The sequence below is a fragment of the Kingella sp. (in: b-proteobacteria) genome, assembly GCF_030527935.1.
In the GTDB taxonomy this organism is placed as follows: domain Bacteria; phylum Pseudomonadota; class Gammaproteobacteria; order Burkholderiales; family Neisseriaceae; genus Kingella_B.
Map to the genome: position 1 here is coordinate 30151 of NZ_JAUMZV010000002.1, position 26381 is coordinate 56531.

At 54.1% G+C, this 26381-nt stretch carries 28 protein-coding genes; 20 read left to right on the top strand and 8 right to left on the bottom strand.

Translation table 11 applies throughout. The features are described 5' to 3' along the window. The first annotated feature begins 25 nt into the window (after positions 1-25). Positions 26-2899, top strand: coding sequence for a ribonuclease R (rnr, locus tag Q4A85_RS01055; protein ID WP_303107156.1), 2874 nt, complete (start codon positions 26-28; stop codon positions 2897-2899). Positions 2900-2973: 74 nt separating this feature from the next. Here rnr and folD read toward each other — a convergent pair whose 3' ends face one another. Further along, positions 2974-3831 (bottom strand): bifunctional methylenetetrahydrofolate dehydrogenase/methenyltetrahydrofolate cyclohydrolase FolD, encoded by an 858-nt coding sequence (gene folD, locus Q4A85_RS01060; protein WP_303107157.1) that lies wholly within the window; start codon positions 3829-3831, stop codon positions 2974-2976. Between folD and Q4A85_RS01065 the strand changes: the two genes are divergently transcribed. Both Q4A85_RS01065 and pheA read left to right on the top strand, forming a co-directional pair. After that, positions 3820-4005 (top strand): hypothetical protein, encoded by a 186-nt coding sequence (locus Q4A85_RS01065; RefSeq protein WP_303107158.1) that lies wholly within the window; start codon positions 3820-3822, stop codon positions 4003-4005. The two genes, folD and Q4A85_RS01065, sit on opposite strands and share 12 nt — an antisense overlap. A 683-nt stretch (positions 4006-4688) precedes the next feature. Then, the gene (gene pheA / locus Q4A85_RS01070) at positions 4689-5765 is read left to right on the top strand and encodes a prephenate dehydratase (protein ID WP_303107160.1); all 1077 of its coding nucleotides are present in this window, start codon (positions 4689-4691) and stop codon (positions 5763-5765) included. On the opposite strand, the gene Q4A85_RS01075 is transcribed toward pheA, so the two are convergent. Next, positions 5744-5893, bottom strand: coding sequence for a hypothetical protein (locus Q4A85_RS01075; RefSeq protein ID WP_303107162.1), 150 nt, complete (start codon positions 5891-5893; stop codon positions 5744-5746). The genes pheA and Q4A85_RS01075 overlap by 22 nt on opposite strands. A gap of 196 nt (positions 5894-6089) precedes the next feature. On the opposite strand from Q4A85_RS01075, the gene Q4A85_RS01080 reads away from it, so the two are divergent. Both Q4A85_RS01080 and Q4A85_RS01085 read left to right on the top strand, forming a co-directional pair. Continuing rightward, complete coding sequence (locus Q4A85_RS01080) at positions 6090-6224, top strand: hypothetical protein (protein WP_303107164.1); 135 nt, start codon at positions 6090-6092, stop codon at positions 6222-6224. A 98-nt stretch (positions 6225-6322) separates the two neighbouring features. Then, the gene (locus Q4A85_RS01085; protein ID WP_303107165.1) at positions 6323-7459 is read left to right on the top strand and encodes a M23 family metallopeptidase; all 1137 of its coding nucleotides are present in this window, start codon (positions 6323-6325) and stop codon (positions 7457-7459) included. A 146-nt stretch (positions 7460-7605) separates the two neighbouring features. Here the strand turns inward: Q4A85_RS01085 and Q4A85_RS01090 are convergent, their stop codons facing one another. Continuing rightward, the gene (locus Q4A85_RS01090; protein WP_303107167.1) at positions 7606-7734 is read right to left on the bottom strand and encodes a hypothetical protein; all 129 of its coding nucleotides are present in this window, start codon (positions 7732-7734) and stop codon (positions 7606-7608) included. Here Q4A85_RS01090 and Q4A85_RS01095 point away from each other — a divergent pair. The 3 genes from Q4A85_RS01095 to Q4A85_RS01105 are packed head-to-tail and all read left to right on the top strand — an operon-like array spanning position 7733 to position 9534. Then, positions 7733-8626 carry a 3-deoxy-D-arabino-heptulosonate 7-phosphate synthase gene (locus Q4A85_RS01095; protein WP_303107169.1) on the top strand — a complete coding sequence of 298 codons (894 nt, stop codon included), beginning with the start codon at positions 7733-7735 and terminating at the stop codon, positions 8624-8626. The genes Q4A85_RS01090 and Q4A85_RS01095 overlap by 2 nt on opposite strands. Before the next feature lie 18 nt (positions 8627-8644). Further along, positions 8645-8791: a hypothetical protein gene (locus Q4A85_RS01100; protein WP_303107171.1), complete on the top strand. Its 147-nt coding sequence runs from the start codon at positions 8645-8647 to the stop codon at positions 8789-8791. Continuing rightward, positions 8737-9534 carry a 1-acylglycerol-3-phosphate O-acyltransferase gene (locus Q4A85_RS01105; RefSeq protein WP_303107173.1) on the top strand — a complete coding sequence of 266 codons (798 nt, stop codon included), beginning with the start codon at positions 8737-8739 and terminating at the stop codon, positions 9532-9534. The genes Q4A85_RS01100 and Q4A85_RS01105 overlap by 55 nt, the downstream gene beginning before the upstream one ends. A 229-nt stretch (positions 9535-9763) precedes the next feature. Here the strand turns inward: Q4A85_RS01105 and Q4A85_RS01110 are convergent, their stop codons facing one another. Continuing rightward, positions 9764-10780, bottom strand: coding sequence for a DUF2167 domain-containing protein (locus tag Q4A85_RS01110; protein WP_303107175.1), 1017 nt, complete (start codon positions 10778-10780; stop codon positions 9764-9766). 143 nt (positions 10781-10923) lie between these two features. Continuing rightward, positions 10924-11655: a fumarate/nitrate reduction transcriptional regulator Fnr gene (gene fnr / locus Q4A85_RS01115; protein ID WP_303107177.1), complete on the bottom strand. Its 732-nt coding sequence runs from the start codon at positions 11653-11655 to the stop codon at positions 10924-10926. Between the two features lie 291 nt (positions 11656-11946). Here fnr and hemN point away from each other — a divergent pair, with 291 nt between their 5' ends. Both hemN and Q4A85_RS01125 read left to right on the top strand, forming a co-directional pair. Further along, positions 11947-13353 carry an oxygen-independent coproporphyrinogen III oxidase gene (gene hemN / locus Q4A85_RS01120; protein WP_303107178.1) on the top strand — a complete coding sequence of 469 codons (1407 nt, stop codon included), beginning with the start codon at positions 11947-11949 and terminating at the stop codon, positions 13351-13353. A gap of 117 nt (positions 13354-13470) precedes the next feature. Next, on the top strand, positions 13471-13602 hold the full coding sequence (locus Q4A85_RS01125) for a hypothetical protein (RefSeq protein WP_303107180.1): 132 nt from the start codon (positions 13471-13473) through the stop codon (positions 13600-13602). Positions 13603-13712: 110 nt separating this feature from the next. On the opposite strand, the gene Q4A85_RS01130 is transcribed toward Q4A85_RS01125, so the two are convergent. Beyond that, on the bottom strand, positions 13713-14069 hold the full coding sequence (locus Q4A85_RS01130) for a hypothetical protein (protein WP_303107181.1): 357 nt from the start codon (positions 14067-14069) through the stop codon (positions 13713-13715). Between the two features lie 42 nt (positions 14070-14111). On the opposite strand from Q4A85_RS01130, the gene smc reads away from it, so the two are divergent. The 6 genes from smc to pyrE all read left to right on the top strand — a co-directional run bounded on the left by smc (position 14112) and on the right by pyrE (position 20391). Further along, positions 14112-17594, top strand: coding sequence for a chromosome segregation protein SMC (gene smc / locus Q4A85_RS01135; protein ID WP_303107183.1), 3483 nt, complete (start codon positions 14112-14114; stop codon positions 17592-17594). 138 nt (positions 17595-17732) lie between these two features. Beyond that, complete coding sequence (locus Q4A85_RS01140; RefSeq protein WP_303107185.1) at positions 17733-17927, top strand: hypothetical protein; 195 nt, start codon at positions 17733-17735, stop codon at positions 17925-17927. 116 nt (positions 17928-18043) lie between these two features. Further along, the gene (locus Q4A85_RS01145; RefSeq protein WP_303107195.1) at positions 18044-19117 is read left to right on the top strand and encodes a pseudouridine synthase; all 1074 of its coding nucleotides are present in this window, start codon (positions 18044-18046) and stop codon (positions 19115-19117) included. Between the two features lie 42 nt (positions 19118-19159). Further along, positions 19160-19312 carry a hypothetical protein gene (locus Q4A85_RS01150; protein ID WP_303107196.1) on the top strand — a complete coding sequence of 51 codons (153 nt, stop codon included), beginning with the start codon at positions 19160-19162 and terminating at the stop codon, positions 19310-19312. Next, positions 19275-19733: a hypothetical protein gene (locus tag Q4A85_RS01155; protein ID WP_303107197.1), complete on the top strand. Its 459-nt coding sequence runs from the start codon at positions 19275-19277 to the stop codon at positions 19731-19733. The genes Q4A85_RS01150 and Q4A85_RS01155 overlap by 38 nt, the downstream gene beginning before the upstream one ends. A gap of 10 nt (positions 19734-19743) precedes the next feature. Then, entirely contained in the window at positions 19744-20391 is a 648-nt protein-coding gene (pyrE, locus tag Q4A85_RS01160; RefSeq protein WP_303107198.1) for an orotate phosphoribosyltransferase, read from the top strand. Positions 20392-20463: 72 nt separating this feature from the next. Here pyrE and Q4A85_RS01165 read toward each other — a convergent pair whose 3' ends face one another. Further along, entirely contained in the window at positions 20464-20652 is a 189-nt protein-coding gene (locus Q4A85_RS01165; protein WP_303107200.1) for a hypothetical protein, read from the bottom strand. Positions 20653-20861: 209 nt separating this feature from the next. Here Q4A85_RS01165 and Q4A85_RS01170 point away from each other — a divergent pair, with 209 nt between their 5' ends. The 4 genes from Q4A85_RS01170 to Q4A85_RS01185 all read left to right on the top strand — a co-directional run bounded on the left by Q4A85_RS01170 (position 20862) and on the right by Q4A85_RS01185 (position 25716). Further along, the gene (locus Q4A85_RS01170) at positions 20862-22697 is read left to right on the top strand and encodes an NAD(P)-binding protein (protein ID WP_303107201.1); all 1836 of its coding nucleotides are present in this window, start codon (positions 20862-20864) and stop codon (positions 22695-22697) included. A gap of 3 nt (positions 22698-22700) precedes the next feature. Beyond that, positions 22701-22991, top strand: a complete 291-nt coding sequence (locus Q4A85_RS01175) for a hypothetical protein (RefSeq protein WP_303107202.1) — start codon at positions 22701-22703, stop codon at positions 22989-22991. A gap of 37 nt (positions 22992-23028) precedes the next feature. Continuing rightward, positions 23029-24840: a translational GTPase TypA gene (typA, locus tag Q4A85_RS01180; RefSeq protein ID WP_303107203.1), complete on the top strand. Its 1812-nt coding sequence runs from the start codon at positions 23029-23031 to the stop codon at positions 24838-24840. Positions 24841-25440: 600 nt separating this feature from the next. Further along, on the top strand, positions 25441-25716 hold the full coding sequence (locus Q4A85_RS01185; protein WP_303107204.1) for a hypothetical protein: 276 nt from the start codon (positions 25441-25443) through the stop codon (positions 25714-25716). On the opposite strand, the gene Q4A85_RS01190 is transcribed toward Q4A85_RS01185, so the two are convergent. Further along, positions 25631-26353, bottom strand: coding sequence for a 16S rRNA (uracil(1498)-N(3))-methyltransferase (locus Q4A85_RS01190; RefSeq protein ID WP_303107206.1), 723 nt, complete (start codon positions 26351-26353; stop codon positions 25631-25633). The two genes, Q4A85_RS01185 and Q4A85_RS01190, sit on opposite strands and share 86 nt — an antisense overlap. Positions 26354-26381 lie beyond the last annotated feature (28 nt).

A 26381-nucleotide genomic window follows, 5' to 3' on the forward strand; every position in this document is an offset into this window, starting at 1 on the left:
AATCACAACAAGGATTTACAAAAAAATGGCAAAAACCAAAAGCAAAACAACCCCAAGCAAAAAAAACAGCCTGCGCGCCCAAGACCCCTATCTCGCGCGGGAGCAACAAAAATACCCCCACCCCCTGCCCAGTCGCGAATGGATTATCCAGCTATTAGAAACCGCAGGCATTCCGCAAAAAATCTCCAGCCTAGCCAATCAGTTATCCATTAGCGACAGCGAATACGAATTTTTTGAACGTCGCCTTAAAGCGATGGCACGCGATGGGCAAATTCTGATTAACCGCCGCAATCTGGTTTGCGCCGCCGAAAAACTCGCCATCGTGAAATGCCGCGTGGAAATGCACAAAGACGGCTTTGGCTTTGCCGTGCCGCTTATCCCCACAGGCGAAGGCGATTTGGTGCTGTATGAGCGGCAAACGCGCGGCGTGATGAACGGCGACATTGTAACCGTGCGCCCGCTGGGGCTAGACCGCCGTGGGCGGCGCGAAGGGCAAATTTTAGATATCATCGAGCGTGCGCAAACGTCCATCGTGGGCAGGTTTTACTTGGAACGCGGCATCGCCGTGCTAGACCCCGAAGACAAACGGCTCACGCAAAATGTGATTTTAGAACCCGACAGCGTGGTGCAATTTGCGCCCAGCGAAGGGCAGGTGGTCGTTGCCGAAATCACCGCTTATCCCGAAAACCATCGCCCCGCCGTTGCCTGCATTACCGAAGTGCTGGGCGATTACGCCGACAGCGGCATGGAAATTGAAATCGCGCTGCGCAAACACAAATTGCCGCACGAATTTAGCGCAGGCTGCCTGAAAGCCGCCGCCAAAATCCCCGCCAAAGTGCGCCCGAGCGACCGCAAAAACCGCGTGGATTTACGCAATTTGCCGCTGGTAACCATAGACGGCGAAACGTCGCGCGATTTTGACGATGCGGTGTACGCCGAAAAAATCGGGCGCAATTATCGGCTTATTGTTGCCATCGCCGATGTGAGCCATTATGTGAAACCCGACGATGCCATAGACCAAGACGCGCAAGAACGCGCCACCAGCGTGTATTTTCCACGCCGCGTGATACCGATGCTGCCTGAAAATCTATCCAACGGCATTTGCTCGCTCAACCCCGATGTGGAGCGGTTGTGCATGGTGTGCGACATGGACATCACGTTTGCAGGCAACATCAAATCCTATCGCTTCTACCCCGCCGTGATGAAATCACACGGCAGGCTCACTTACAACCAAGTGTGGGAATGGATTAGCCAAAAAACGCAAAATCCATACAGCGAGCAGCTCAACACTTTATACAAATTATTCAAAATATTGCAGAAAAAACGCCACGCACGCGGCGCGATGGAATTTGAAACCAGCGAAACGCAAATGCTGTTCAACGACAACGGCAAAATTGACCGCATCATCCCCGTGGTGCGCAACGATGCGCATAAATTGATTGAAGAATGTATGCTCGCGGCGAACGTGTGTTCCGCCGATTTTCTGTTAAAAAACAAACACCCCGCGCTGTATCGCAACCACGCAGGGCCCCCGCCCGAAAAATTAGCCGCGCTGCGCGAACAACTGGGCTTGCTCGGATTGAAACTGGGCGGCGGCGACCATCCCGCGCCCAAAGATTACGCCGCGCTTGCCGAGCAAGTCGCCGAGCGCGACGACCGCGAATTGCTGCAAACCATGCTGTTGCGCTCCATGCAGCAAGCGCAATACGAGCCGCACAACGCAGGGCATTTTGGGCTGGCGTATGAACACTACACCCATTTCACTTCGCCCATCCGCCGCTACCCCGATTTGCTGGTGCATCGCGCCATCAGAGCCGTGCTGGCGGGCGAGCAATACCAAGCCAACTGGCAAGCATTGGGCGCACATTCATCGCATTGCGAACGCCGCGCCGATGATGCCAGCCGCGATGTGGAAAACTGGCTGAAAACCTACTATATGCGCGACAAAGTGGGCGAAGTGTTCGCAGGCAAAATCAGCGGCATGGCGAATTTTGGCATTTTTGTTACGCTGGACGACATCCACATTGAAGGCATGGTGCACGTGAGCGATTTGGGCGAAGATTATTTCAACTACCACCCCGAAACGCTGTCCATGATAGGCGAGCGCAGCGGCGCGCAATTCAAAATGGGCGACCGCGTGGTAGTGAAAGTGGCGCGCGCCGATTTGGATACCAGCAAGATTGATTTGGCGTTGGTGTCGGGCGGCGAATCGCGCCAAGCGCGCAAAGGCAAAAAAACCGCCAACGCGGTTGCCAATATTTCAGGCAGCCTGAAAAATACGCGCGGCAAGAAAGCGGCTGTCGCGCCTGTTGAACCCAACGCGGGCAAGAAATCACGCAAAGGCAAAAAGCAAGCGGCGGCGGATGGTTTAGGCAGCCTGAAAACGGTAAACAGCGATGTGAAAGGCGATGCAAAACCAACCGCGCGCGAACAGGTTGAACAAGCTAAAAGCAATAAGCCTAGCAAATCGCGCAAAGGCAGCCTGAAAACTGAAAACGGCAGCGAAATGAAAGCGAACGAAGCCAAAGCAGCCAAGCCAGCGGTTCAAGCGCAAGCTGTTCCGTCGCAAACAGCCAAAGCCGTTGAAACCAGCCCAGCCAAGAAATCGCGCAAAGGCAAAAAGCAAGCGGCGATGGATGGTTCAGGCAGCCTGAAAACGGCAAAAAGTAATGTGAAAGGCGATGCGAAACCAGCAGCGCGTGAACAGGTTGAACAAGCTAAAAACAACAAACCTAGCAAATCACGCCAAGCCAAAGGCAGCCTGAAAACCACAGGCATCAACGAAATTAAAACCAATTCACCGCGCCCCACCCCAAAAGAAGCCACCCCAGCCCAACCCGCCGCAGGCACGCTCAAAATGGTAAACGGCAAAATCACCATCGTGAAAAAGAAAAAATAGGCAGCCTGAAAACAAAAACGGCACAGAATCAACCCTGTGCCGTTTTTATCCATTATCACGCCGCAAAACCGTTTTCAGGCTGCATCATGTATCCCCGCCGCCTGTAACGTATTCTCCAACAAACTCGCAATCGTCATCGGCCCCACGCCGCCAGGCACAGGCGTAATCGCAAAAGCACGTTCTTTCGCCGCCGCAAATTCCACATCGCCGCACAGCGAGCCATCGTCCAAGCGATTGATGCCCACATCAATCACCGTAGCATTGGGCTTAATCCAAGAGCCTTTGATGAAATTGGGCTTGCCCACCGCCACAATCAAAATATCCGCCGTCGCCACTTCCAAAGCCAAATTCTCGGTAAACCGATGGCACACCGTAGGCGTGCCGCCCGCCAGCATAATCTCCAACGCCATCGGCCGCCCCACAATATTAGACGCGCCCACAATCGTAACCTTCTTGCCCTTCACAGGAATGTTGTACGCATCCAGCAGCGTCATCACACCTTTGGGCGTGCACGGGCGCAGCGTCGGCATCCGTTGCAGCAGCCGCCCCACGTTATACGGATGAAAACCGTCCACATCCTTATCAGGATGAATCCGCTCCAACACCGCTTGGCTGTTGATATGCGGTGGCAAGGGCAGTTGCACCAAAATGCCGTCCACATCATCTTGCCCATTCAGCGCATCAATCAACGCCAGCAGCTCTGTCTCGCCGGTGTCTGCGGGCAAAATATGCGAAAACGATTGAAAGCCCACCTTATCGCAAGCGCGTTGCTTATTGCGCACATAAACCGCGCTGGCAGGATTATCGCCCACCAAAATAACCGCCAAACCTGGGGCGCGTTTGCCTTCGGTTTGGCGTTGTTGCACTTGCTCGCTGATGCGTTGCAAACATTGTTCGGAAACTTCTTTGCCATTGATGATTTGAGCCGTCATGGATTTGCTTTCGTTGCTGTGGAAGGAAAATCGCATTATCGCATTTTTACAAAAGGGGCAGCAAGGCAGCCTGAAAAGCATGGCGCGGGGCAAAATGGGGCAGCGTTTTATCTAGCATTTTTTGCTTTTATCAATTTTGTTGCGAATTTTAAAATTTTTGCAAAATTAGTTTAATTTACAATCAACGAGTTACCGCAATCAAGCAAAATAATAATAACTATCATTTGCACAAAGAAACAAAAGGGCGTACTATTCGTTTTACCAGCTACGCAGCAACAGAAATTGTTCGCAAACTTTGCTGCTGTGTAGTACATTTGGTAGTGGTTTGTGTTCCTTTTGTGCCCCCGTTGTGAAAACGTGGGGCAATTTTTTTGCGTATGAGATGTTACGCGGTGTAGTAATTGGAATAAAAGGTTTAGACAATGATTTTGAATATTTTTTATTATTGGCATTTTGTGCTACTGTTTTGCAAAAATAAAAAATTAAATGCCTGATTGCGATTTTGTGTTGTCAAGATTTGTAAGCAAGCATAAAATTCGGCTTACATTGAATTACAAAAACAACCAACGAGAAATATTCAACCCATTTCGGTGCGAGGTTTTGCATGGGCAGAACCGTGTGCTAAATCGCTTTGTTGTGCTGCTTCTTTCTCCTTTCGGGCAGCATAACGGAGGCAGGCGAAAGCCTGCATTGTTTGTGAAGCGTAAAATCTCTGATTGAGGTATTTGTGGCAGCTCTTCGTGAGCTGCCTTTTTTTTCGTGGTTTTTCTGTTTTCAGGCTGCCTATGCTGGCAAATAGGCAGCCTGAAAATTTATGATTTGGGTAAAATGCGCGTTTTGCTTTGGGAGTTGAACCGATGTCTATTGATGAGAAATTGTTGCCGCATCGCAATGCGATTGATGCGATTGACCAGCAGATTTTGGGCTTGCTAAACGAGCGGGCGATTCATGCGCGGGCGATTGGCGAGCTAAAAGGAACAGGCGCGGTGTATCGTCCTGAGCGCGAGGCGCAGGTGTTGCTGCGGATTAAGGCGTTGAACAAAGGCCCGTTGCCCGATGAGGGCGTGGCGCGCTTGTTCCGCGAAGTGATGAGCGAATGCTTGGCGGTGGAGCGTCCGCTGACGATTGCGTATTTGGGCCCGATGGGCACGTTTACGCAGATGGCGGCGATTAAGCATTTTGGGCACGCAGCGGTTACCGTGCCTTGCACCACGGTGGACGACAGCGTGCGGTTAACCGAAGCGTGGCAGGCGGATTATGTGGTTGCGCCTGTGGAAAATTCCACCGAAGGCTCGGTGGGGCGTACGTTGGATTTGCTGGTGAACACGCCGTTGCGCGCTTGCGGGGAAGTGGTGCTGCGCATTCATCATCATTTGTTAAACGTTTCAGGCAGCCTGAAAAAGGTGAAAAAGGTGTACGCGCACGCGCAGGCGTTGGCGCAATGCCAACATTGGCTGAACACGCATTTGAGCGGCGACGTGCCGCGCGTGGCGGTGTCCAGCAATGGCGAAGCGGCGCGGCTGGCGCAGTTGGACGAAGACGTGGCGGCGATTGCCAGCCAAACAGCGGCGGAGATTTATGGGCTCACCAAAATTGCGGAAAACATTGAAGACGAGCCCAACAACACCACGCGCTTTTTGGTGCTGGGGCATCAGGACACCACGCCCAGCGGCAAGGATAAGACTTCGCTGGTGGTCAGCGCACCCAACCATGTGGGGATGCTGCACCGCGTGATTGAGCCTTTAACGCGGGCGGGGATTTCGCTTACCAAATTTGAAAGCCGCCCCAGCCGCACAGGGCTTTGGGAGTATTTGTTTTTTATTGATATTGAAGGGCATGAATTGGATGAGCGCGTGCAAGCGGCGTTGGCGCAACTGCGCGAAACAGCGGCGTTTGTGAAAGTGGTGGGGAGTTATCCGATGGCGGTGTTGTAGTTGTAGTTTGGGGGCGCGGTTTGAATGCGAATAGGCAGCCTGAAAATGCGCAAAGCCAAAACGGTATTTGAAAATACGCTTTCAGGCTGCCCAATACTTCCGCCGTAAACAGATAAACCTGCCCGCACTGATATTAAGAACCTGTATTCACTATTTCCATAGACATCTTTAATGCCCTAAAAACGCGGCTACCGCGTTAAAAATGTTCGCAAGGTGTCCAACCTTGCTGTGCTTTTTGCCTTGTATCCGCGCTTTTATGTCATCAAATCTGCCTATGCAAATAATGAATACAGGTTCTAAGGCAGCCTGAAAACAGTTTGTAGGGTGGACAACTCGCTTGCCCGCTCGTTTTACGATGGGCGGCGTGAGCAAACCAGTTGCCCACTCTACACACAAAGGCAGACTGAAAACAAATCCACACCCACCAACACGCCACACAACGGCGCAAAGGCAGCCTGAAAACTTGCCCAATACCCCAGCAAAACGGTATGATTACGCCCGTTTGCAGCCGTTTGCTGCGCGTGTTTTTATTCAGCAACCAGAAAAAGGGTAGCCCTATGAAATTTCGTTCCGTTTTAACTTTGGCGACAGCCGCAGCCCTATTGACTGCGTGTTCTGCTGCCAAAAATTCTGCCCCCGTTGTGGCGGGCAATGGCGTAGGCTGCAACACCTCCGCACCGCCCTACAACCCCAGCAACGCCACCCCCTACGACAACGCAGGCGCAACAGGCAACGCAAGCAATCCCTATGGCGCAACCCCCTACACGCCCACACCATCCACCGTTTACAACCCCAACACAGGCGCAACCAGCAGCACAGGCGCAGCCCCCTACACCCCCGCCGCGCCCGCGCCAACCACCAGCGCATACAGCAACCCAACAGGCGTTTATCCCAGTGTGGACGTAAACGCCACCCACCACCAAGTTGTACCAGGCGACACCTTATATAACATCGCCAAACGCTATGGCGTAAGCCAAGACAACATCCGCGCATGGAACAACATGACCGATGACACCGTTAAATTGGGGACCAGCCTGCGGGTAAAGCCCCATAGCGCGGGCGGCACATCATACGGCAACGGCAGCACAGCCACAGGCAGCTACCGAGTAGTTTCGGGCGACACGCTATACAGCATCGCCCAACGCCACGGCATGACCGTAAGCCAGCTTCGCGCGGTAAACAATCTGCAAGACGAAAACCTGCGTGTGGGGCAAACCTTGCGCGTAACAGGCGCAGCCGTTGCCAGCACGCCCGTTGTTCAACCCACGCCCGCTGTTACCACCACAACCAGCGTAACCACCACGCCCACTATTACTGCATCGGGCAAAACCGCCAGCCATGCGGGGCTAACATGGCAAAACCCGCTCGCAGGCGCAAGCGTGAGCAAAGCGTTTAGCAGTAGCACGCGGGGTGTGGAATTGCAAGGCATAGCCAGCCAAACCGTGGTTGCCGCCGCCGATGGACAAGTAATTTTCAGCGGCAACGGGCCGCGCGGCTACGGCAAACTGGTGGTGGTGCAACACAGCCCTAACTTGCTGACTGCATACAGCGGTAGCGATAATTTGATTGTGAAAGAGCAAGAGCGCGTGAAGCGCGGGCAATCACTCGCCAGAATGGGCAGCGCAGGCAAGTTGCATTTTGAAGTGCGCGAAAACGGCACGCCTGTTAATCCAAGCAACTACATTCCGTTTTAAGCGGACAAAGCAGCAGGCAAGGGGATAATGACCTTGCCTGTTTTCTTGTTTATTGTTGTGTGGCGCGGAGCAGGTTTGGCTTTGCCCAAGATTTCAGGCTGTCTAATGGAGCAGGGTAGGGCAGCCTGAAAAATGGTTATGTTTGGTTACTTCGCACGATTGATGGCATTGGCGCAATCCACATAGGCAGCCTGAAAACCAAAAATTTCTGCCCTCAACCGCATCCACGCAACGCATTGCCCCAAGGCAGCCTGAAAACCCGAAAGCAACCCCATGATTATCGTTATGCAACCGCACGCCAGCGAAGCCGCTGTGCAAAATGTCGTTCAATTTATCCGCGCCCAAGGTTTAACCGAGCATCTATCGCGCGGCACGGAACACATCATCATCGGTGCGGTGGGCGATGAGCGCGTGTTTGACCCCGCCCAAATTGAAGCCCTGCCCGAAGTGGAACGCGCCATCCGCATCATGCAAGATTGGCGCATCATCAGCCGCGAAGCGTGGGCAGACGACACGCAAATCAAAATTCGTGGCATTCCCTTTGGCGGCACGAGCACACCGCAAACCATCGCCTATATCGGCAGCCTGAAAATGGGCGAAACCCAAGCAAGCACGCCCCAAGCCCCCGCCGTGCTGCTTGACCCGTTCTATCTCCCCGCCAACCCCTATGCGCCGTTTAGCCCGCAAAGCGAAGCCGACATCGCCCGCCAACTGCAACACAGTATCGCCCATTGGCACGGCGCACAAAAAGCCGTTGCCATCCGCATCCGCGACAGCGCACACATCCAAGCCGCGCTCAAAGCCGAAACTGACTTGCTTTATCTAGGCGGCGAGCTGATTAACAACCGCTACATTCTGTACGAACTGGGCAGCTTGAATACGCCTGCCATCGTGTGCAAAGACATTCATCACACCGTGCGCGATTGGCTGATTGCCGCCGAACAAATCGTGCTGCGCGGCAATCAACATATTTTGCTGGGCGAAGCGGGCACATTGAGCCTACACGGCGCGCCCATTCGCTTGGACGTGGAAGCCATCGCCCAAGCCAAGCAGCAAAGCCATCTGCCCGTGCTGGCAAACATCAGCACGCTCGCCCATCGCTTGATGCCACTCGCCACTTTGCGCCAGCTTGCCATTGCCGCAGGCGCAGATGCGCTGATTGAATAGGCAGCCTGAAAACTGCTGTTGGCAACAAGATTAAACACACCGCATAGGCAGCCTGAAACCCCATCGTTATCCCAAGGCAGCCTGAAACCCACCCATCCATCCACACCACCATGTCGCAAAAATCCCCCATCCGCAAACGCATCGCCCGCCTGTTTAAACTGCTGATTTGGCTCTACCACACAGGGCGCAACCTACACCAGCTAGACCACGCCACCGCCGAACAACGCGCCGCCACCCTGCGCCACATGGGGCAAAGCTGCCTAGACACGCTCGGCATCCAAATCCATGTTGAACCATCCAGCAGCCAGCCCAGCCAGCCAAAACAATCCGAACACGGCTTGCTGATTGCCGCCAACCACGTCTCATGGCTAGACATTTTCGTCATCACCGCGCTGTATCCATCCAGCTTCATCGCCATGCAAGAGCTCAAAAATTGGCCCATCATCGGCAAAATGGTAACCAACGCAGGCACGGTGTATATAGACCGCAGCAACCGCAAAGACATCAACATCATCAACGCTGCCATCTCCCGCGTGCTAGATGCCAACGGCAACGTCTGCTTCTTCCCCGAAGCCCGCACCACGCTGGGCAACGGCATGCTCCCACTCAAAGCCGCCCTGTTTCAGGCTGCCCTAGACAGCAACGCCCCCGTGCAGCCCATCGCCATGCGCTACTACAACGCCAACGAGCGCACCACCGCCGTTTCCTTTGCCAACGCCAACCTGTTCCAATCGCTGTGGCGCATCGTATCCATTGAGCAAATCAACGTCAAAGTAACCGTCGCCCCGCAGCTCTTGCCCTGCGATTTGCCCGAGCGCGACCGTTTCTTGCTCAAAGACCAAGTGGAACAAACCCTGCTGCCGATTGTGTTGTCTGATAGCCCGCATCCCGAGCAAGTGATGCCGTAATCGTAAGCAAAAAATGTTTTCAGGCTGCCTTAATTGCAAAAGGCAGCCTGAAAATTAAAATAGGACGATAACAAAAGCGTGTATGGTATGTGAACTTGTTCACGCACCGCTTGGCAATGGCTAAACGGTGCATGGCAAAGCCACACACTCTACGTGTATCGTTATTATTTTGATTGATACGTTTTCAGGCTGCCGCAATCACCAAAGGCAGCCTGAAAACCATCCCCGCCTATTTATCCTTATTCCGCCCAAACCGCCCCTTCAACCCCGCGCCCAAGCCCACCGCCGCCAGCGCAATAATTTTGCCAAACTTCACAAAAAACGCGCCAATCACCGCCAGCAAGCCCAGCTTTTTCGCCGCCACACCGCCGATTAACGCCGCCAAACCATATTCCGCCACCTTATCCGTGGTCGCGTTAAAGTCCGCATAGCGCAAGCCTTGGTTGAACTCAATATTGCTCAACAGCTCCCGCGCCACAGGCTTCATCTTGTCAATCTCTTTCAAATCCGTAATCAGCGTTAGGTTGATGTAGCCTTTTCTGCCCAGTTGAAACGTGTTGTAGTTCACCGCAGGGTTTTCATCCTTGCCGCCTTTGTCATACACATCAATGGACCAAATCAAGCGATGCGTTGCCGCATCATACTGCGGTTTTTCAATCCAGCCGCGCGTTTCAATTTCCGCCAACCCTTTGGATTTGCGCACTTTATTTTGCTCTTCGTTGCCCGCTTTCAGCTCGCTGAGCATGGATTCCGTGTCCCATTCTTTCGCGTCATCGTCTTTGATGTAGCCCGAATCCACATACACCAAATCCACCATCCAAGACGCATCGCCTTTATTTTTGGCATCGGGGTCAGCGCCTATCAAGCCATAGCGGTTGGGATTAGAACCATTGCCCATTTCCACCATCAGCGCATTGGCGGCATCTTTTTTGATGAACACCATGCCCGCAGGCAGTTTCAGGCTGCCTTCCGCCCCCAAAGGAATGGTGGCAGGGCCTCTGATGGTATCGTTGTCCAAGCTGTTTTCTTCGGCGGTTTGTTCAGCGGGTTGTTCAGCTTGTTTGCCCTGCTGTTTGGTTCTATTGGCATGCTTGCGCGCCGCTTCTTGGGCACTTTTTTCCAACTGCGATTGCCCCGCCGCAGGCTCGCTTGAACTTTTGGGCGCAGCCCAACTCGCTGCCGAATGCCATGCCAACAGCGCGCACAAAACCGCGCCCGCCCAATTTTTCTGCTTAAATGAAGTCATAAATAATCCTTTTACTGGTAAACAACAGCCCGCTCTGAGCCGCAAAAACGTTTTCAGGCTGCCTTAATCGCATAAGGCAGCCTGAATTTTAACTCAAATACAAAAATCTTAACAAAAATTATCGTGCTTTGATTAAATAGATTTTAATACTCCCGCCGCTCTTGGCAGCCTGAAACCAATGATTGCAAATCGCGCGGCAACAAAATGCGAATATGCTTGTGCTCCACATCAATCAAGCCATCTTGCTTAAATTTAGACAGCGTGCGGCTCACCGTTTCCAGTTTCAGCCCCAAATAGCTGCCAATTTCTTCGCGCGACATCCGCAAAATAAAATCATTTGCCGCAAAACCGCGCACATACAAGCGGTCAGACAAATTCAGCAAAAACATCGCCAGCCGCTCTTCCGCCCGCATATTGCCCAAAAGCAGCATCACCGTTTGGTTACGCACAATCTCGCGGCTCATCAAGCGCAGAAAGTGCAGATACAGATTGGAGATTTTTTCATTCAATTCATCCACTTGGTCAAACGGCAACTCGCAGACTTCGCTGTCTTCCAATGCCACCGCATCGCAAGCGTATTTGCCCAAGCAAATGCCATCCGTGCCCACCAATTCGCCCGACATAAAAAAACCCGTAACTTGGTCGCGCCCATCCTGCGTACTTACGGTTGTTTTAAAAAAACCTGTGCGAACAGCGTATAAAGAACTAAATGTTTCCCCCGCATGAAATAAAAACTCTCCCTTTTTTACACGGCGATTTTGTTTTAAAACCGCGCCAATATGGTTAAAATCCTCCTCCTGAAACCCAACGGGCATGCAGATTTCTTTTAAAGAACAGTGTGTGCATTGCGTTTTGCAAATAGGTATTTTTGACATCTCTCTTCTAGTCCTAAATAGTTATATTGGCTAATTGACAAAAGTTTACATTGCTTGTATAAGCCAACGTATTTTAACAAAATTTGATTAAAAGCAAAATATTTTACAGACCCCTAGGGTCTGTTTACAATTGGTTTGCGAAGCGAATTTTGCGTCAGAAAGCGGCAGATGCAAGGCGAAAATGCGAGCCTATGCCATCCATAGGCCATAGGCGAGTATTTTCAACGTGGCAGATGCCGTTTTATGGCGTAAGAGCCGCCGCAACACTAATCGTAAACAGACCCTACCACCATGAAAAAAACCATCTCTATCACACCACACACACCAACCTTGTTTGACTTTGACCGCGAGCTTATCGCCAGCCTACCCGCCAGCGGCCCGCGTTATACGTCCTATCCCACCGCCGACCGCTTTTACAGCGATTTCAGGCAGCCTGAATACATCTCCGTGCTAGACAACACGCTGTCGGGCAACGATGAACCCGTTTCGCTGTATGTGCACATTCCGTTTTGCAACGTGATTTGCTATTACTGTGGCTGCAACAAAGTCATCACCAAAGACACCCGCAAAGCCGATGAATACTTAACCTATCTGGAAAAAGAAATGGCGTTGCTCGCCCCGCATTTGCACGGCAAGCACAAACTCGCCCAGCTTCATTTTGGTGGCGGCACGCCTACGTTTTTAAGCGATGAGCAGTTGGAGCGCGTGTTTCGTATGATACGCACGCATTTTGAATTGCTGCCCGATGGCGAATATTCCATTGAAATTGACCCGCGCAAAGTGAGCCGCGAGAGCGTGTTTAAGCTCGGCAAGCTGGGCTTTAACCGCATGAGCGTGGGCATTCAGGATTTTAACCCCAAAGTTCAGGCTGCCGTAAACCGCATTCAAACGGTGGAAGAAACGCGCGAAGTAATTGAAGCAGCGCGGGCAGCGGGCTTTAAATCCATCAGCGTGGATTTGATTTACGGGCTGCCGCATCAATCGGTGGCGAGCATCAAGCCCACTTTGGACACCGTGTTGTCGCTGTCGCCCGACCGCCTTGCGCTGTATCACTACGCGCATCTGCCGCATATTTTCAAGCCGCAGCGGCGCATTGACACCAACGCCGTGCCGTCCAGCGAAGAGAAATTGGACATTTTGCAATACGCGGTGAAGCTGCTGGACGAGCGCGGCTATGTGTTTATCGGCATGGACCATTTTGCCAAGCCCGAAGATGAGCTGGCGATTGCGCTGCGCGAAGGGCGGTTGCAGCGCAATTTTCAAGGCTATTCCACCTATGCCGATTGCGATTTGGTGGCGATTGGCGTGAGCAGCATCGGCAAAATTGGCAACACATACAGCCAAAACGAGCGCAATTTGAACGATTACTACGCCGCGCTGGATAACAACCAACTGCCGATTATGCGTGGCTTCCAGCTTAATGCCGACGACGTGATGCGCCGCCAGATTATCCAAGATTTGATGTGTCGCTTTGCGCTGGAATTGACCGATTACCAAGCGGATTTTGCCGATTATTTCGCCGAAGAAATCCCTGATTTGCAACGCTTTGCCGAGCTGGGCTTGATTGATTGGCAGCCTGAAACAGGCAGCCTGAAAGTAACCTCCAAGGGGCGTTTTTTGATTCGCAACATCGCCATGATTTTTGATTACTACCTGCGGCATAAAGAGACCAAAGCGAAGTATTCGCAGACGGTTTAAACGCCGCAAGCCATTTTCAGGCTGCCTATTGCGCATCAACCATAGGCAGCCTGAAAACATAAACAGCGTTGTGCGCCAAGCCATTTTGACGGTTGATAATCCTGCGATTGATTTGGGTTGAGCTATTTATCGTGCCAGCGCACGGCTTGCGAGCAAGCCGTAGGGGGCGCGGGGATGCGTTTCAGGCTGCCTTATATCGCACCCGCGTTTAGGCAGCCTGAAAACTTTTGCAAAACCCTAGCAACCTAAAAAACAAGAAATGTCGTCATTCCCGCGTAGGCGGGAATCTTGTTTGATATTCAGAAATGATTGTAAAAACAAGCTATTGTTGTAGGTCGGGCATTTATGCCCGACAAGCACTAACTATTTATCTTAATGCGCTGAAAATGTCGGGCATAAATGCCCGACCTACTGGGTTTTGCAAAGGTTTCAATCTCATTGAACGCACCATCTAGCCAAAAATCCCACCGTCCATTCCCATTTTCAGGCTGCCTATCACCCATCCCCCATAGGCAGCCTGAAAACCATCCCGCCCCGCCCAATTTGCTATAATCCGCCCCTTTTTTGCCCCATATAGTGGATTCAATTTGAATGAGTACAAGGCGGCGAGCCGCAGATAGTACAAGTAGTACAGCAAAACTGGCTTTGTCCAAATCTACGATTTGGCAACAAACCATTTCGCCAATGGTGGGCGAGCCAACGCAGTAATCATTCAAATTCAATTCACTATACCGGTTTCCCTCATTTCAGGCTGCCTTATGCGTCTCACCCAAATCAAACTCGCAGGATTCAAATCCTTCATCGACCCTACCACCATCCACGTTCCCAGCCAGCTTGTTGCTGTGATTGGACCTAACGGCTGCGGCAAATCCAACGTCATCGATGCCGTGCGCTGGGTGTTGGGCGAATCGTCCGCCAAGCAGTTGCGCGGCGAATCCATGCAAGACGTGATTTCCAACGGCGCAGCCACCCGCCGCCCCGCGCCCCGCGCATCGGTGGAATTGGTGTTTGACAACAGTGCCCACGTTTTGCAAGGCGCGTGGGGGCAATACGCCGAAATCGCCATCAAACGCCAGCTCACGCGCCAAGGCGATTCCAGCTATTTCATCAACAACCAAGCCGTGCGCCGCCGCGACATCACCGACCTATTCCTAGGCACAGGCGTGGGCGCAAAAGGCTACGCCGTGATAGAGCAAGGCATGATTTCGCGCATCATCGAAGCCCGCCCCGAAGAATTGCGCGTGTATATTGAAGAAGCCGCAGGCGTTTCCAAATACAAAGAACGCCGCCGCGAAACCGCTGCCCGCCTAGACGACACGCGCGAGCATTTGCAACGGCTAAGCGATTTGCAAACCGAGCTTGCCCGCCAAGTGGGAAAACTCAACGCCCAAGCCGCCACCGCCGAGCAATACCGCAGCCTGAAAAGCGAATTGGCGCAAAATCAAAACCTATCCGACTACATCCAATGGCAAAACGCCATCGCCCAAGCCGATGCCGCCCAAGCGCAGCATGTTGCCGCCCAAGCGCAACAAGAAAGCCACCAAGCCAACAGCGACAGCCTAAACCAGCGCATCCAAGAGCTACGCCTAACCGAGCGCGAACAACAGCAGCAACACGACAGCCTGCAACAGCAACACGCCCAATCGCGCGAACACATCGCCCGCCTAGAAGAACAAATCCGCGCCCAACACGCGCAAAACGAACGCGCCGAACGCGACCGCCAATCCGCCCAAGCCCAGTTGCACAAACTGCGCCAGCAACACGCCGACACCCTAGCCGAGCGCGAAGCCTTGCTGCAACAAGCCGACAGCAAACACAGCGAGCTTGCCGCGCTTGCCCTAATCGTTGCCGAACACGAAGCGCGCCTGCCCGAGCTAGAAACCGCCGAGCAAACCAGCCAGCACAACCACCAAAGCCAGCGCGACCAAATCGGCAGCCTGAAACGCGAACTCGCGCTCAAACAGCAACAGCAACAGCACACCCAAACCACGCTTGCCAACCACCGCAGCCGCATCCAACGCCTAGAAGACGAATTATCCCAGCTTGCCGCCGCCGATAATCCCGCCTTGCAACAAGCCAAAGATGCCGCGCAAACCCTGCAACACCAATGCCAAGCCGCCGAAATCCAATGGCAACACAGCCAAGCCCAATTAGGCAGCCTGAAAACGCAGCAGCAAAAGCAGCAAGCGCATTATCAAACGCTCAATCAGCAACACATCGCCGCGCAAGCCCAGCAGCAAGCCCTTGCCCAAATCCTGCGCAGCAGCGCGGCCAATGACTTTTGGGCGACCACCGACTACGCGCAAACCCCAAGCCTATGGCAACAGCTTACCGCGCCCGAAGCATGGCAACACGCCATCAGCGTGGTGCTTGCCGAACGCTTGCACGCCAAAAAGCTGCCCGCCCAAGCCGCCTTGCCCAGCCCCTTGCCGCAAGGCGCAGCCGCATGGCTCAACCAAGTCCATCCCGTGAGCAAGAAAACCCAGCCCGCCCAAGCCCTGCTCAACCAAATCCAAGCGCATAAAGATTTTCAGGCTGCCTTACACGACTGGTTAGACGGCATCCTGTGCGCTCCCGATTTGGACTACGCCATCGCCCACCAAAGCGAACTTGCCCCGCAGCAAACATGGCTCACGCCGCAAGGGCATCGCGTGGACAGGCACAGCATCGCGCTCTACAACGAAGCCAGTAGCCAAAACCTGATGCAGCAAAAAGCCCAGCACGACCAATTAAGCGCGCAACTTGCCGCGCTTGCCCCGCAGCTTGCCGCCGCCCAACAGCAAGCCGAAGACGCGCAAACCGCGTTAGACCAAGCCGAAACCGCGCACGACCAAGCCCAAGCGCAATATCGCGAACTGTTAAGCCAGTTGCAACAAGCGCAAAACCACGCCAACCAGCTTACCGAGCGCAGCAACCAAGCCCAGCTGCGCCGTGAACACATCGCCCAAGAGCAAGCCCAGTTGCAAGACGAAATAGAACTGCTTGCCCAACGAAGCGACAGCCTAGCCGAAGACAGCGACACCCTTGCCCAATCGCTCGCCGAGTTGGAACACCAATTTGACACGCTTTCAGGCAGCCTGAAAACGCAACAGCACGCGCTGAAAACCGCCCAACTCGCCCTGCTGGAAGCCAATCGCCAATACGGCGCAGCCGAAGTGGAACAGCACAAAATCCAACAACGCGCCGACAGCCTAGCCGAGCAAGCCGCGCAAATTTTGCTGCAACAGCAAGACTGGCAGCAGCGCATGGAAGAAGCCGCGCTCGCCCAAGAAGCCGATGCCGAAAGCACCGAGCTTGCCGAGCAACTGGTTATCGCGCAAGAAAGCAGCACTGCGCTTGCCGAGCGCATCGCTACCGCGCAAGACACCCTAGCCGCCACCCAAGCGCAAGGGCAAGATTTGTTCCAACAAGCCCAAGCCATCGCCGCCGAGTTGCCGCAGATTCAGGCTGCCGTGCAAAACGCGCTGTTGCAACAACAGCAAGCCGAGCTTAACGCCCAGCGTTACCACGAGCAGCTTCACGAACGTGGCGCAGATTTAGCCGCCCTTGCCACCGGCGAGCATTCAGGCAGCCTGAAAAGCCTATCGCAACACATCAACCGCCTGCTGGCGCAAATTGAAGCCTTGGGCGCGGTAAACCTTGCCGCGCTGGACGAGCTTGCCGAAGCCCAGCAGCGCAGCGACTACTACCGCAGCAAAAGCGAAGACGTGCAAAACGCCATCGCCCTGCTGGAAGAAGCCATCGCCCAAATTGACCACGAAACCCAAACCCGTTTTTTGGAAACCTTTAACGCGGTCAACGCCAAAATGCAAAGCATCTTCCCCACGCTGTTTGGCGGCGGCGAAGCCACCTTGCAGCTCACCAACAGCGACCCGCTCAGCGCAGGCATCAGCATCATGGCGCGCCCCATAGGCAAAAAAAACAGCTCCATCCACCTATTGAGCGGCGGCGAAAAAGCCCTAACCGCCATGAGCCTAGTATTCGCCCTGTTCAGCCTAAACCCCGCGCCGTTCTGCTTGCTGGACGAAGTGGATGCCCCGCTGGACGACGCCAACACCAGCCGCTTTTGCCAACTGGTGAAAGAAATGTCCGCCCAAACCCAGTTTCTCTATGTCTCGCACAATCGCCTAACCATGGAAATGGCAGAGCAGCTTATCGGCGTAACCATGCAGGAAAAAGGCGTATCGCGCATTGTGGCGGTGGATATCAAACAAGCCATGCAGATGGCAGAAGCAGCCTGAAAATAACAATGGAGCGTTGATGGTTCGCCGACATTATTAGTAAACCAGTTATGCGATGTTTAGAACCTGTATTCACTATTTCCATAGACATCTTTTATGCCCTAAAAACGCGGCTACTGCGTTAAAAATGCTCGCAAGGTGTCCAACCTTACTGCGCTTTTTGCCTTGTATCCGCGCTTTTATTTCATAAAATCTGCCTATGGAAATAGTGAATACAGGTTCTTAATCGGCGTTGGCGATAAGCCGCCACCGTTCCATCTCAAAGGCAGCCTGAAAGATAATTTTCAGGCTGCCTTTGCCGTTATCCGCTACAATACGCTACTTTTTTATTAACCCATCCTGCCGTGATTGCCACACCGCAGAAGAACCGTTTTCAGGCTGCCTCAATCCAATTGTTCACAAATGATTGTTCGCAAAAGGCAGCCTGAAAACCGTTACGGAGACCCACCATGTCCAAAAAATCCAAACGCTCCTATCTTGACGACATTTCCGCCAACAAGCCTGCGCGTTCATCCAAACCAGCCAGCAAAGCCAAAGGCAGCCTGAAATCCCATCCCCAAAGGCAGCCTGAAAACGAGTTCAGCGAGTTTCGGCGAAGCCAAAGTAAACAAACCGAGCGCAGCCCAAACCATCCCACCGCCGACCAACCCATCAAACCGCGCGTAACCAAAGCCAAAAAACTCATCGTCCGCGCCCCCAACCAAAAAATTCAACAGCGCGCCGATTTTCTAAAAGAGCAACGCGCCGACCTATCGCGCCAAGAGCCCGAACGCCTGCAAAAAATCCTTGCCGCATCAGGCGTAGGCTCGCGCCGCCAAATGGAAGAATGGATTAGCAACGGCTGGGTGCAAGTGAACGGCAAAACCGCGCAGTTGGGCGACAAAGTCTCGCCCGACGACCAAGTAACGGTGAAAGGCAACGCCATCAAGCTCAAATGGGCCGACCGCCTGCCGCGCATCATCCTGTATTACAAGCAAGAAGGCGAAATCGTCTCGCGCGACGACCCGCAAGGGCGTGTTAGCATTTTTGACCGCCTGCCGCAAGCCGCCAGCAGCCGCTGGGTCGCCATCGGGCGGCTGGACATCAACACCAGCGGCTTGCTGATTTTGACCACATCGGGCGAGCTGGTGCAGCGTTTCGCCCATCCCAAATTTGAAGTGCAGCGCGAATACGCCGTGCGCGTGCTCGGCGAAGTCAGCCGCGAGCAAATGCAGCAGCTCACGCAAGGCATCATGCTGGACGACGGCTTGGCGCAGGTGGAACGCATCAACGAACAGGGCGGCGAAGGCGCGAACAAATGGTACAACGTGGTCATCAAAGAAGGGCGCAACCGCGAAGTACGCCGCATTTTTGAACACATCGGGCTCACCGTCAGCCGCTTGGTGCGCGTGGGCTTCGGGCCGATTGGCTTGCCCAACCGCCTAAAACGCGGGCAGTTCTACGAACTCAACCCCGCCGAAGTTGCCGCCATTTTGAAATGGGCAGACATGGCGTTGCCCAATAGCGGCAAACGGCGCAGATAGGGCAGGCGTTAGGCAGCCTGAAAACGGGATGGATGGCACGGCGTGGCTGTTGCCCAGCATTATCCGCTGGCAAAATCCGTTTTCAGGCTGCCTAATCCCATCAACTTAGGCAGCCTGAAAAACCATTCAGCCAAGCCCAATCCGCATTACCATCCCCATGCTTTTCAGGCTGCCCCAACGCATAAGGCAGCCTGAAAACAAACAGAACGACAACCCTTTCAGGCTGCCTTCATCCCATCCATCCAACTCGTTACTCAAAGGAAAATCTATAGCCATCCAAGCCGAATATCAAAAAAATGGCACAGTCAGCTACACGCTCAAAACCGTCCCCAACGACCGCGACCCGTTAGACGACTGCGGTGTGGACTACACCAACGCCCAAGCATGGATGTTCGCCTGCCGCTGGCAAGAAGTGGACGGCAAACTCTTTCGCATTCAGCACTACGCCAAAGACCAAGTGGACAAATTAGACCTACTAGAACGCGACCGCGAAATCCTGCACCAACTCAAACAATCGCTCCGCTACGGCAACGATGACGTGCTGGATTTATCCTGCGAAACCATCATCCTAGAAGCCATCTACACCAAATATTGCCAACTCTATCCCAACGTATAAGGACAACGCCATGACCGACTTCCGCCAAGACTTTCTCCAATTCGCCCTGCGCCAAAACGTGCTCAAATTCGGCGAATTCACCACCAAAGCAGGCCGCCAATCGCCCTATTTCTTCAACGCAGGCTTGTTCAACGACGGCGCGTCCACCTTGCAACTGGCGCGGTTCTACGCCCAAGCCATCGCAGACAGCCCAGTCCAGTTTGATATGCTGTTCGGCCCCGCCTACAAAGGCATCATCCTCGCCGCCGCCACCGCCATGATGCTCGCCGAGCGCGGCATCAACGTCCCCTTCGCCTACAACCGCAAAGAAGCCAAAGACCACGGCGAAGGCGGCACGCTGGTGGGCGCACCGCTTCAAGGGCGCGTGCTGATTATCGACGACGTGATTTCCGCAGGCACGTCCGTGCGCGAAAGCGTGCAGCTTATCCGACAAGCAGGCGCAACAGCCGCAGGCGTAGCCATCGCACTAGACCGCATGGAAAAAGGCACAGGCGAATTATCCGCCGTGCAAGAAGTGCAACAACAATACGGACTGCCCGTTGTCGCCATCGCCAACCTGCTGGATTTATTCGCCCTGCTAGAACAAAGCGGCAGCGCAGAATTGGCGCAGTTTGTTGAACCCATGCGCGCCTACCGCGCCCGCTACGGCGTGGCATAGGCAGCCTGAATACAGGTTCTTAATACGCAAGAACACGGCTTGCCAGCAAGCCGTAGCGGCGCGGGGCGCGTTTTAGCTACGCAACTCCTCTTCGCTACGCAGGCTGCCTATTGTTGCGCCCGCGTTTAAATAATTGTTGCCATCCCAGCAAATAAGGCAGCCTGAAAAGCACAACACAAACACAACGCCAAACAAAAATACAGGCAGCCTGAAACCATCGCAATCCGTTTCAGGCTGCCTTGTCCAATATCCTAACTCCATCATTTTCCAGTACAATCTGCCCTTTACCAACCACAAATATAGTCGTTTCACACAGCCTTAGACAAGACGGCGAGCCGCAGATAGTACAAGTAGTACAGCAAAACTGGCTTTGTCCAAATCTACGATTTGGCAACAAACCATTTCGCCCGTGGTGTGCGAGCCAACGCAGTATAAGGCTGTATGGGACGACTATAACAAGGAACCCAACCATGCCCCTACACCTTACCCGCCGCCGCTTTATCAAAAGCACCGCCGCCGTTGGCACACTCGCCTTTGCCAGCCCCGTTTACCGCGCCCTTGCCGCCGAAGAAGCCGCTGCCTACTATCCGCCCGCGCTCATCCGCGCCCTGATGGGCGATAACGACGGCAGCCAAGCCGCCGCCCACGGCGTTGCCCTGCGCGGAAAAAGCGTAACCCTGCCCGCCACCGCCAGCGAGCAATACGATTTAATCATCATCGGCGCAGGATTAAGCGGGCTGTCCGCCGCCTATCTGTACCAAAAATCGCGCCCCAAAGCCAAAATCCTGATTTTGGACGCGCACCAAGACTTCGGCGGACACGCCATCCGCAACGAATTTCGCGCCAACGGCAAGCTGATTCTAGGTTACGGCGGCAGCGAATCCATAGACTCGCCCAAAACAGGCTACTCGCGCCAAGCCAAGCAAATCCTGCGCGATTTGGGCATTGATTACACCCAATTCAACCGCTATTTTGACCAAACCCTATACGAGCAAAAATGGGGCTTGAAAGAAGGCGTGTTCTTTGACGAAGCCAGCTTGGGCAAAAACGCCGTGGTGGCAGGGCAGCCTGAAACCGGCAACGCCCAATCCGCCGCCGTGATTGCCCAGTTCCCCCTGTCTGATGACGACCGCGCCGCGCTCACCCAGCTTTACACCCGCCCCGCCGACTATTGGCAAGGCAAAAGCCGCCGCGCCCGCGCCGAACTCGCCCACAGCACCAGCTACTACGACTTTCTCAAAAACACCGCCAAACTGCCGCAAGGCGCGTTGGACTACCTTACCCAAATCAGCAGCGAATACTGGGGCATCTCCATCCACGCCATTTCCGTGTACGCCGCGCTGGAAAACGGCTACCCTGGGGTGCAAAACCTGAAACTGGCGCACACCGCCCACGCCGAAGAGCCCTACATCTACCATTTCCCTGACGGCAACGCTTCCATCGCCCGCCTGCTGGTGCGCAAACTCATTCCCAGCATCGCCGCAGGGCACAGCATGGAAGACATCGTTACCGCCCAATTTGATTACAGCAAACTGGATTTGCCCGCCAACAACGTCCGCATCCGCCTGAACAGCACCGCGCTGATTGCGCAAAACACCGCGCAAGGCGTAGCTGTCGCCTATCAAGCGCAAGGCAGCCAAGAATTGCAACGCGCCGATGCCGCCAAATGTATTTTCGCAGGGCACAGCGCATTGGCAGCGCGCATCATGCCTGATATGCCCGCAGCGCAAAAAACCGCCGAGCAGAGCAACTCGCGCACGCCTATGGTTTACGCCAACGCGCTGGTAAAAAATGCCCACGCATTCAAAAAACTCGGCGTGCACCGCCTATACGCGCCCACCGCGTTTTTCTGCGACGTGAAACTGGACGACCCCGTGAGCATCGGCGACTACCAATGCACCCAAACGCCAGATGAGCCGATTGTCATCCACATGGCGCACATCGCCACCGCGCTGGAAGGCAAAACCCCGCAGGAAATGTACAAAAAAGGGCGCGGCAAACTGGCAGGCATGACGTTTGACGACATCAAAGCCGAAATGCTCAAACAGCTTCGCGCCATCTACGCGCTGGCAGGCGAAAATCTGGACGACAACCTGCTGGACGTATCCATCAACCGCTGGTCGCACGGATACAGCTACGAGCGGCTGGATTTGTTCAACACCGGGCGCAACGCCGCCGACACCACCGCGCAAATGCAAAAGCGCGTGGGCAACATTTTCATGGCAGGCAGCGATGTGGCATGGAAACCCTATGTGCAAGGCGCGTTTGACCAAGCCTATCGCGCGGTGAAAGAAGCCTTGGCGTAGTTTTTGCGCACAATAAGGCAGCCTGAAAACGGGTTTGATTGCGCTGTATCGCGTTTACTCGTTTTAGCTTCGCTGAAACTCGCTACGCTCGTTTTCAGGCTGCCTCAATTATGTCGCCATACGCAAAGGCAGCCTGAAACAGTATTTTTGGATTTCAGGCTGCCTTTATTGCGCCCTTGCTATGCCACACCAAGGCAGCCTGAAACCCACAATCGTGCTACAATGCGCGGTTTTCTTATTTCAACCCCCTTGTTTACGCAAACAACCGCGCCCCAGCGGCTTTTGTTTTTGTAAACCAGTACAAATCAAACCAAAAGGCAAAACAATCGCCATGAAAAACATCCGCAACATCGCCATCATCGCCCACGTGGACCACGGCAAAACCACCCTTGTTGACCAACTTTTGCGCCAATCAGGCACATTCCGCGCCAATCAGCAAGTAGAAGAGCGCGTGATGGACAGCAACGACCTAGAAAAAGAGCGCGGCATCACCATTCTCGCCAAAAACACCGCCATTGAATACAACGGCTACCACATCAACATCGTTGACACCCCAGGGCACGCCGATTTTGGCGGCGAAGTGGAGCGCGTGCTGGGCATGGTGGATTGCGTGGTGCTGCTGGTGGACGCGCAAGAAGGCCCAATGCCGCAAACCCGCTTTGTTACCAAAAAAGCCCTTGCGCTTGGCCTGCGCCCGATTGTGGTCATCAACAAAATTGACAAACCGTCCGCCCGCGCCAGCTGGGTGATAGACCAAACCTTTGAATTGTTTGACAGTTTAGGCGCAAGCGATGAGCAACTGGATTTCCCGATTGTGTACGCATCGGGGCTAAGCGGCTTTGCCCGCTTGGAAGAAGACGGCACCGAAACCGATATGCGCGTGTTGTTTGAAACCATTTTGAAACACACGCCTGAGCCCAGCGGCGATGCTAATGCCCCCTTGCAACTGCAAATTTCGCAGTTGGATTACGACAACTACACAGGTCGCCTTGGCATCGGGCGCATTTTGAACGGCAAAATCCGCCCTGGGATGCAAGTTGCCGTGATGAACCACGAAAACCAAGTCGCCACAGGGCGCATCAACCAGCTACTAGGCTTTAAAGGCTTGGAGCGCGTGCCGCAAGATGAAGCCGAAGCGGGCGATATTGTGATTATTTCGGGCATTGACGAAATCGGCATCGGCGTAACCATTTGCGATAAAGAAAACCCCGTGGGTGTGCCGATGTTGAGCGTGGACGAGCCGACTTTGACCATGGACTTTATGGTAAACACCAGCCCGCTGGCGGGCACAGAAGGCAAATTTGTTACCAGCCGCCAAATCCGCGACCGCCTAACCCGCGAACTGCTCACCAACGTGGCGTTGCGCGTGGAAGACACCGCCGATGCCGATGTATTCCGCGTGTCGGGGCGCGGCGAATTGCATTTGACCATTTTGCTGGAAAATATGCGTCGCGAAGGCTTTGAATTGGCAGTCGGCAAACCGCGCGTGGTGTACCGCGATATTGACGGGCAAAAATGCGAGCCGTATGAAAATCTGACCGTGGACGTGCCCGATGAAAACCAAGGCGCGGTGATGGAAGAACTCGGTCGCCGCCGTGGCGAGCTGACCAACATGGAAAGCGATGGCAACGGGCGCACCCGCTTGGAATACCACATTCCCGCGCGCGGCTTGATTGGTTTCCAAGGCGAATTTATGACGCTGACGCGCGGCACAGGCTTGATGAGCCACGTGTTCGACGACTACGGCCCGGTCAAACCCGATATGCCCGGCCGCCACAACGGTGTGCTGGTGTCGCAAGAGCAGGGCGAAGCGGTGGCGTATGCGCTGTGGAATCTGGAAGACCGCGGGCGAATGTTTGTGTCGCCCAACGACAAAATCTACGAAGGCATGATTATCGGCATTCACAGCCGCGACAACGATTTGGTGGTGAACCCGCTCAAAGGCAAAAAGCTCACCAACGTGCGCGCCAGCGGCACAGACGAAGCCGTGCGCCTAACCACGCCAATCAAGCTGACGCTGGAAGGCGCGGTGGAGTTTATTGACGATGATGAACTGGTGGAGATTACGCCCGTGTCCATTCGCCTGCGCAAACGCTATTTGAGCGAGCTGGAACGCCGTCGGCATTTTAAAAAGCTGGATTGATTGAGCAGCAGATGGCATCCGATTGAAGCCGCTTAAAGGCAGCCTGAAAATGGTTTTTTACCGTTTCAGGCTGCTTTTTGTTTTTCAGGCTGAAACCTTTACAAAATCCTAGAAGCAGCCTGCGTAGCGAAGCGAAGCGGAGTTGCGAAGCTAAAAATAAGAAATGCCGTCATTCACGCGTAGGCGGGAATCTTGTCTGATATTCATAAATTTATGAGAAAACAATATATTGTGTGAGTTCAGCCAAGATTCCCGCCTATGTGGGAATGACGGACGTTACTATTTCTTGTTGTGTTTTGGTTTTTGCAAAGATTTCAGGCTGCCTTTTATCTAAGCCAGCGCACGGCTTGCAAGCAAGCCGTAGGGGGCGCGGGTTGGCATTTCAGGCTGCCAAGCATTTGCACCCGCGTTTTAGCCTTGCAAAAGGCAGCTTGAAAAAAAGGATGCTTCGTTCGGCTGAATGTTGTGGAGACGGCAGTAGCATTAAACATTCGTGAATAGTTAGGCAGCCTGAAACCTTGGCAAAGCCTGCAACCGATGGAACGTCGGCGGCTCGCCGACATCGTAGCAAATCAGAAATCAGATATTTAATAAGCAATTTTGGCGGCGAGCCGTCGCCGCTCCATGGCGTTTCAGGCTGCCTATGTTTACACGATTATGCAGCCTGAAATCCAGTCCATCCAGCAAAAAACCGTTTGGCGGCATACCAAACGGTTTGTTTTTTCAGGCTGCCTATTGCTTCACCCAATCAGGCAGCCTGAAATCCCCCAATCCCATCATCCCACCCCAATCAAAAATCCCCCCACAACACCTGCATCGCTGCCATCGCTGCCATCGCCGCCGTTTCGGTGCGCAGCACGCGCTTGCCAAGCGTGATGGTTTGCACGCCTGCTGCCAGCGCGGCTTGTTCTTCGGCGGGTGTCCAGCCGCCTTCGGGACCTATCATCAGGCGCAGCGATTGCGGCGCGGGGGCGATGTCGCGCAGGGTGGTGGCGCGGTGCAGGCTCATCATTAGGTGCGGCTCGTGGCGCAGCATTTGGCGCAGGTAGTCGGCAAACGACACGATGGGCTGCACGGTGGGCACGATGCTGCGCCCGCTTTGTTCGCAGGCGGCGATGGCAATGTCTTGCCAGCGTTGCACGCGCTTGTCGGCACGCTCGCCGCTAAGCCGCACCACGCAGCGTTCGCTAATTATCGGCTGGATGGCGTGCACGCCCAGCTCTACGCTTTTTTGCAGGGTGAAGTCCATGCGCTCGCCGCTGGAAATGGCTTGGACTAGGGTGATTTTGAGCGGGCTTTCGTTTTCAGGCTGCCTTTGCGCGGTGATGTGGCATTGGGCGTGGCGTTTGCCGATTTCTTGCAAGGTGGCGGCAAAATCGGTGCCTGTGCCGTTAAACAGCGTGATGCTGTCGCCCGCGTTCAGCCGCAGCACATGAATATGGCGGATGATGTTGTCGGGCAGGTTGAGCGTGGTGTGGGGGGCGAGCGCGGTGGGGAGATAGAAGCGTGGCATAACGTAAGGATATGTTAAAATTGCGTTC

What these genes read in the sequence shown, in the direction of transcription:
- Q4A85_RS01190 (WP_303107206.1), bottom strand. Translation starts at nt 26,353, where the DNA reads ATGCCACGCTTCTATCTCCCCACCGCGCTCGCCCCCCACACCACGCTC.
- typA (WP_303107203.1), top strand. Translation starts at nt 23,029, where the DNA reads ATGAAAAACATCCGCAACATCGCCATCATCGCCCACGTGGACCACGGC.
- rnr (WP_303107156.1), top strand. Translation starts at nt 26, where the DNA reads ATGGCAAAAACCAAAAGCAAAACAACCCCAAGCAAAAAAAACAGCCTG.
- Q4A85_RS01110 (WP_303107175.1), bottom strand. Translation starts at nt 10,780, where the DNA reads ATGACTTCATTTAAGCAGAAAAATTGGGCGGGCGCGGTTTTGTGCGCG.
- Q4A85_RS01170 (WP_303107201.1), top strand. Translation starts at nt 20,862, where the DNA reads ATGCCCCTACACCTTACCCGCCGCCGCTTTATCAAAAGCACCGCCGCC.
- folD (WP_303107157.1), bottom strand. Translation starts at nt 3,831, where the DNA reads ATGACGGCTCAAATCATCAATGGCAAAGAAGTTTCCGAACAATGTTTG.
- pyrE (WP_303107198.1), top strand. Translation starts at nt 19,744, where the DNA reads ATGACCGACTTCCGCCAAGACTTTCTCCAATTCGCCCTGCGCCAAAAC.
- Q4A85_RS01095 (WP_303107169.1), top strand. Translation starts at nt 7,733, where the DNA reads ATGATTATCGTTATGCAACCGCACGCCAGCGAAGCCGCTGTGCAAAAT.
- Q4A85_RS01105 (WP_303107173.1), top strand. Translation starts at nt 8,737, where the DNA reads ATGTCGCAAAAATCCCCCATCCGCAAACGCATCGCCCGCCTGTTTAAA.
- Q4A85_RS01090 (WP_303107167.1), bottom strand. Translation starts at nt 7,734, where the DNA reads ATGGGGTTGCTTTCGGGTTTTCAGGCTGCCTTGGGGCAATGCGTTGCG.
- Q4A85_RS01085 (WP_303107165.1), top strand. Translation starts at nt 6,323, where the DNA reads ATGAAATTTCGTTCCGTTTTAACTTTGGCGACAGCCGCAGCCCTATTG.
- smc (WP_303107183.1), top strand. Translation starts at nt 14,112, where the DNA reads ATGCGTCTCACCCAAATCAAACTCGCAGGATTCAAATCCTTCATCGAC.
- fnr (WP_303107177.1), bottom strand. Translation starts at nt 11,655, where the DNA reads ATGTCAAAAATACCTATTTGCAAAACGCAATGCACACACTGTTCTTTA.
- Q4A85_RS01145 (WP_303107195.1), top strand. Translation starts at nt 18,044, where the DNA reads ATGTCCAAAAAATCCAAACGCTCCTATCTTGACGACATTTCCGCCAAC.
- Q4A85_RS01165 (WP_303107200.1), bottom strand. Translation starts at nt 20,652, where the DNA reads ATGGAGTTAGGATATTGGACAAGGCAGCCTGAAACGGATTGCGATGGT.
- Q4A85_RS01155 (WP_303107197.1), top strand. Translation starts at nt 19,275, where the DNA reads ATGCTTTTCAGGCTGCCCCAACGCATAAGGCAGCCTGAAAACAAACAG.
- hemN (WP_303107178.1), top strand. Translation starts at nt 11,947, where the DNA reads ATGAAAAAAACCATCTCTATCACACCACACACACCAACCTTGTTTGAC.
- pheA (WP_303107160.1), top strand. Translation starts at nt 4,689, where the DNA reads ATGTCTATTGATGAGAAATTGTTGCCGCATCGCAATGCGATTGATGCG.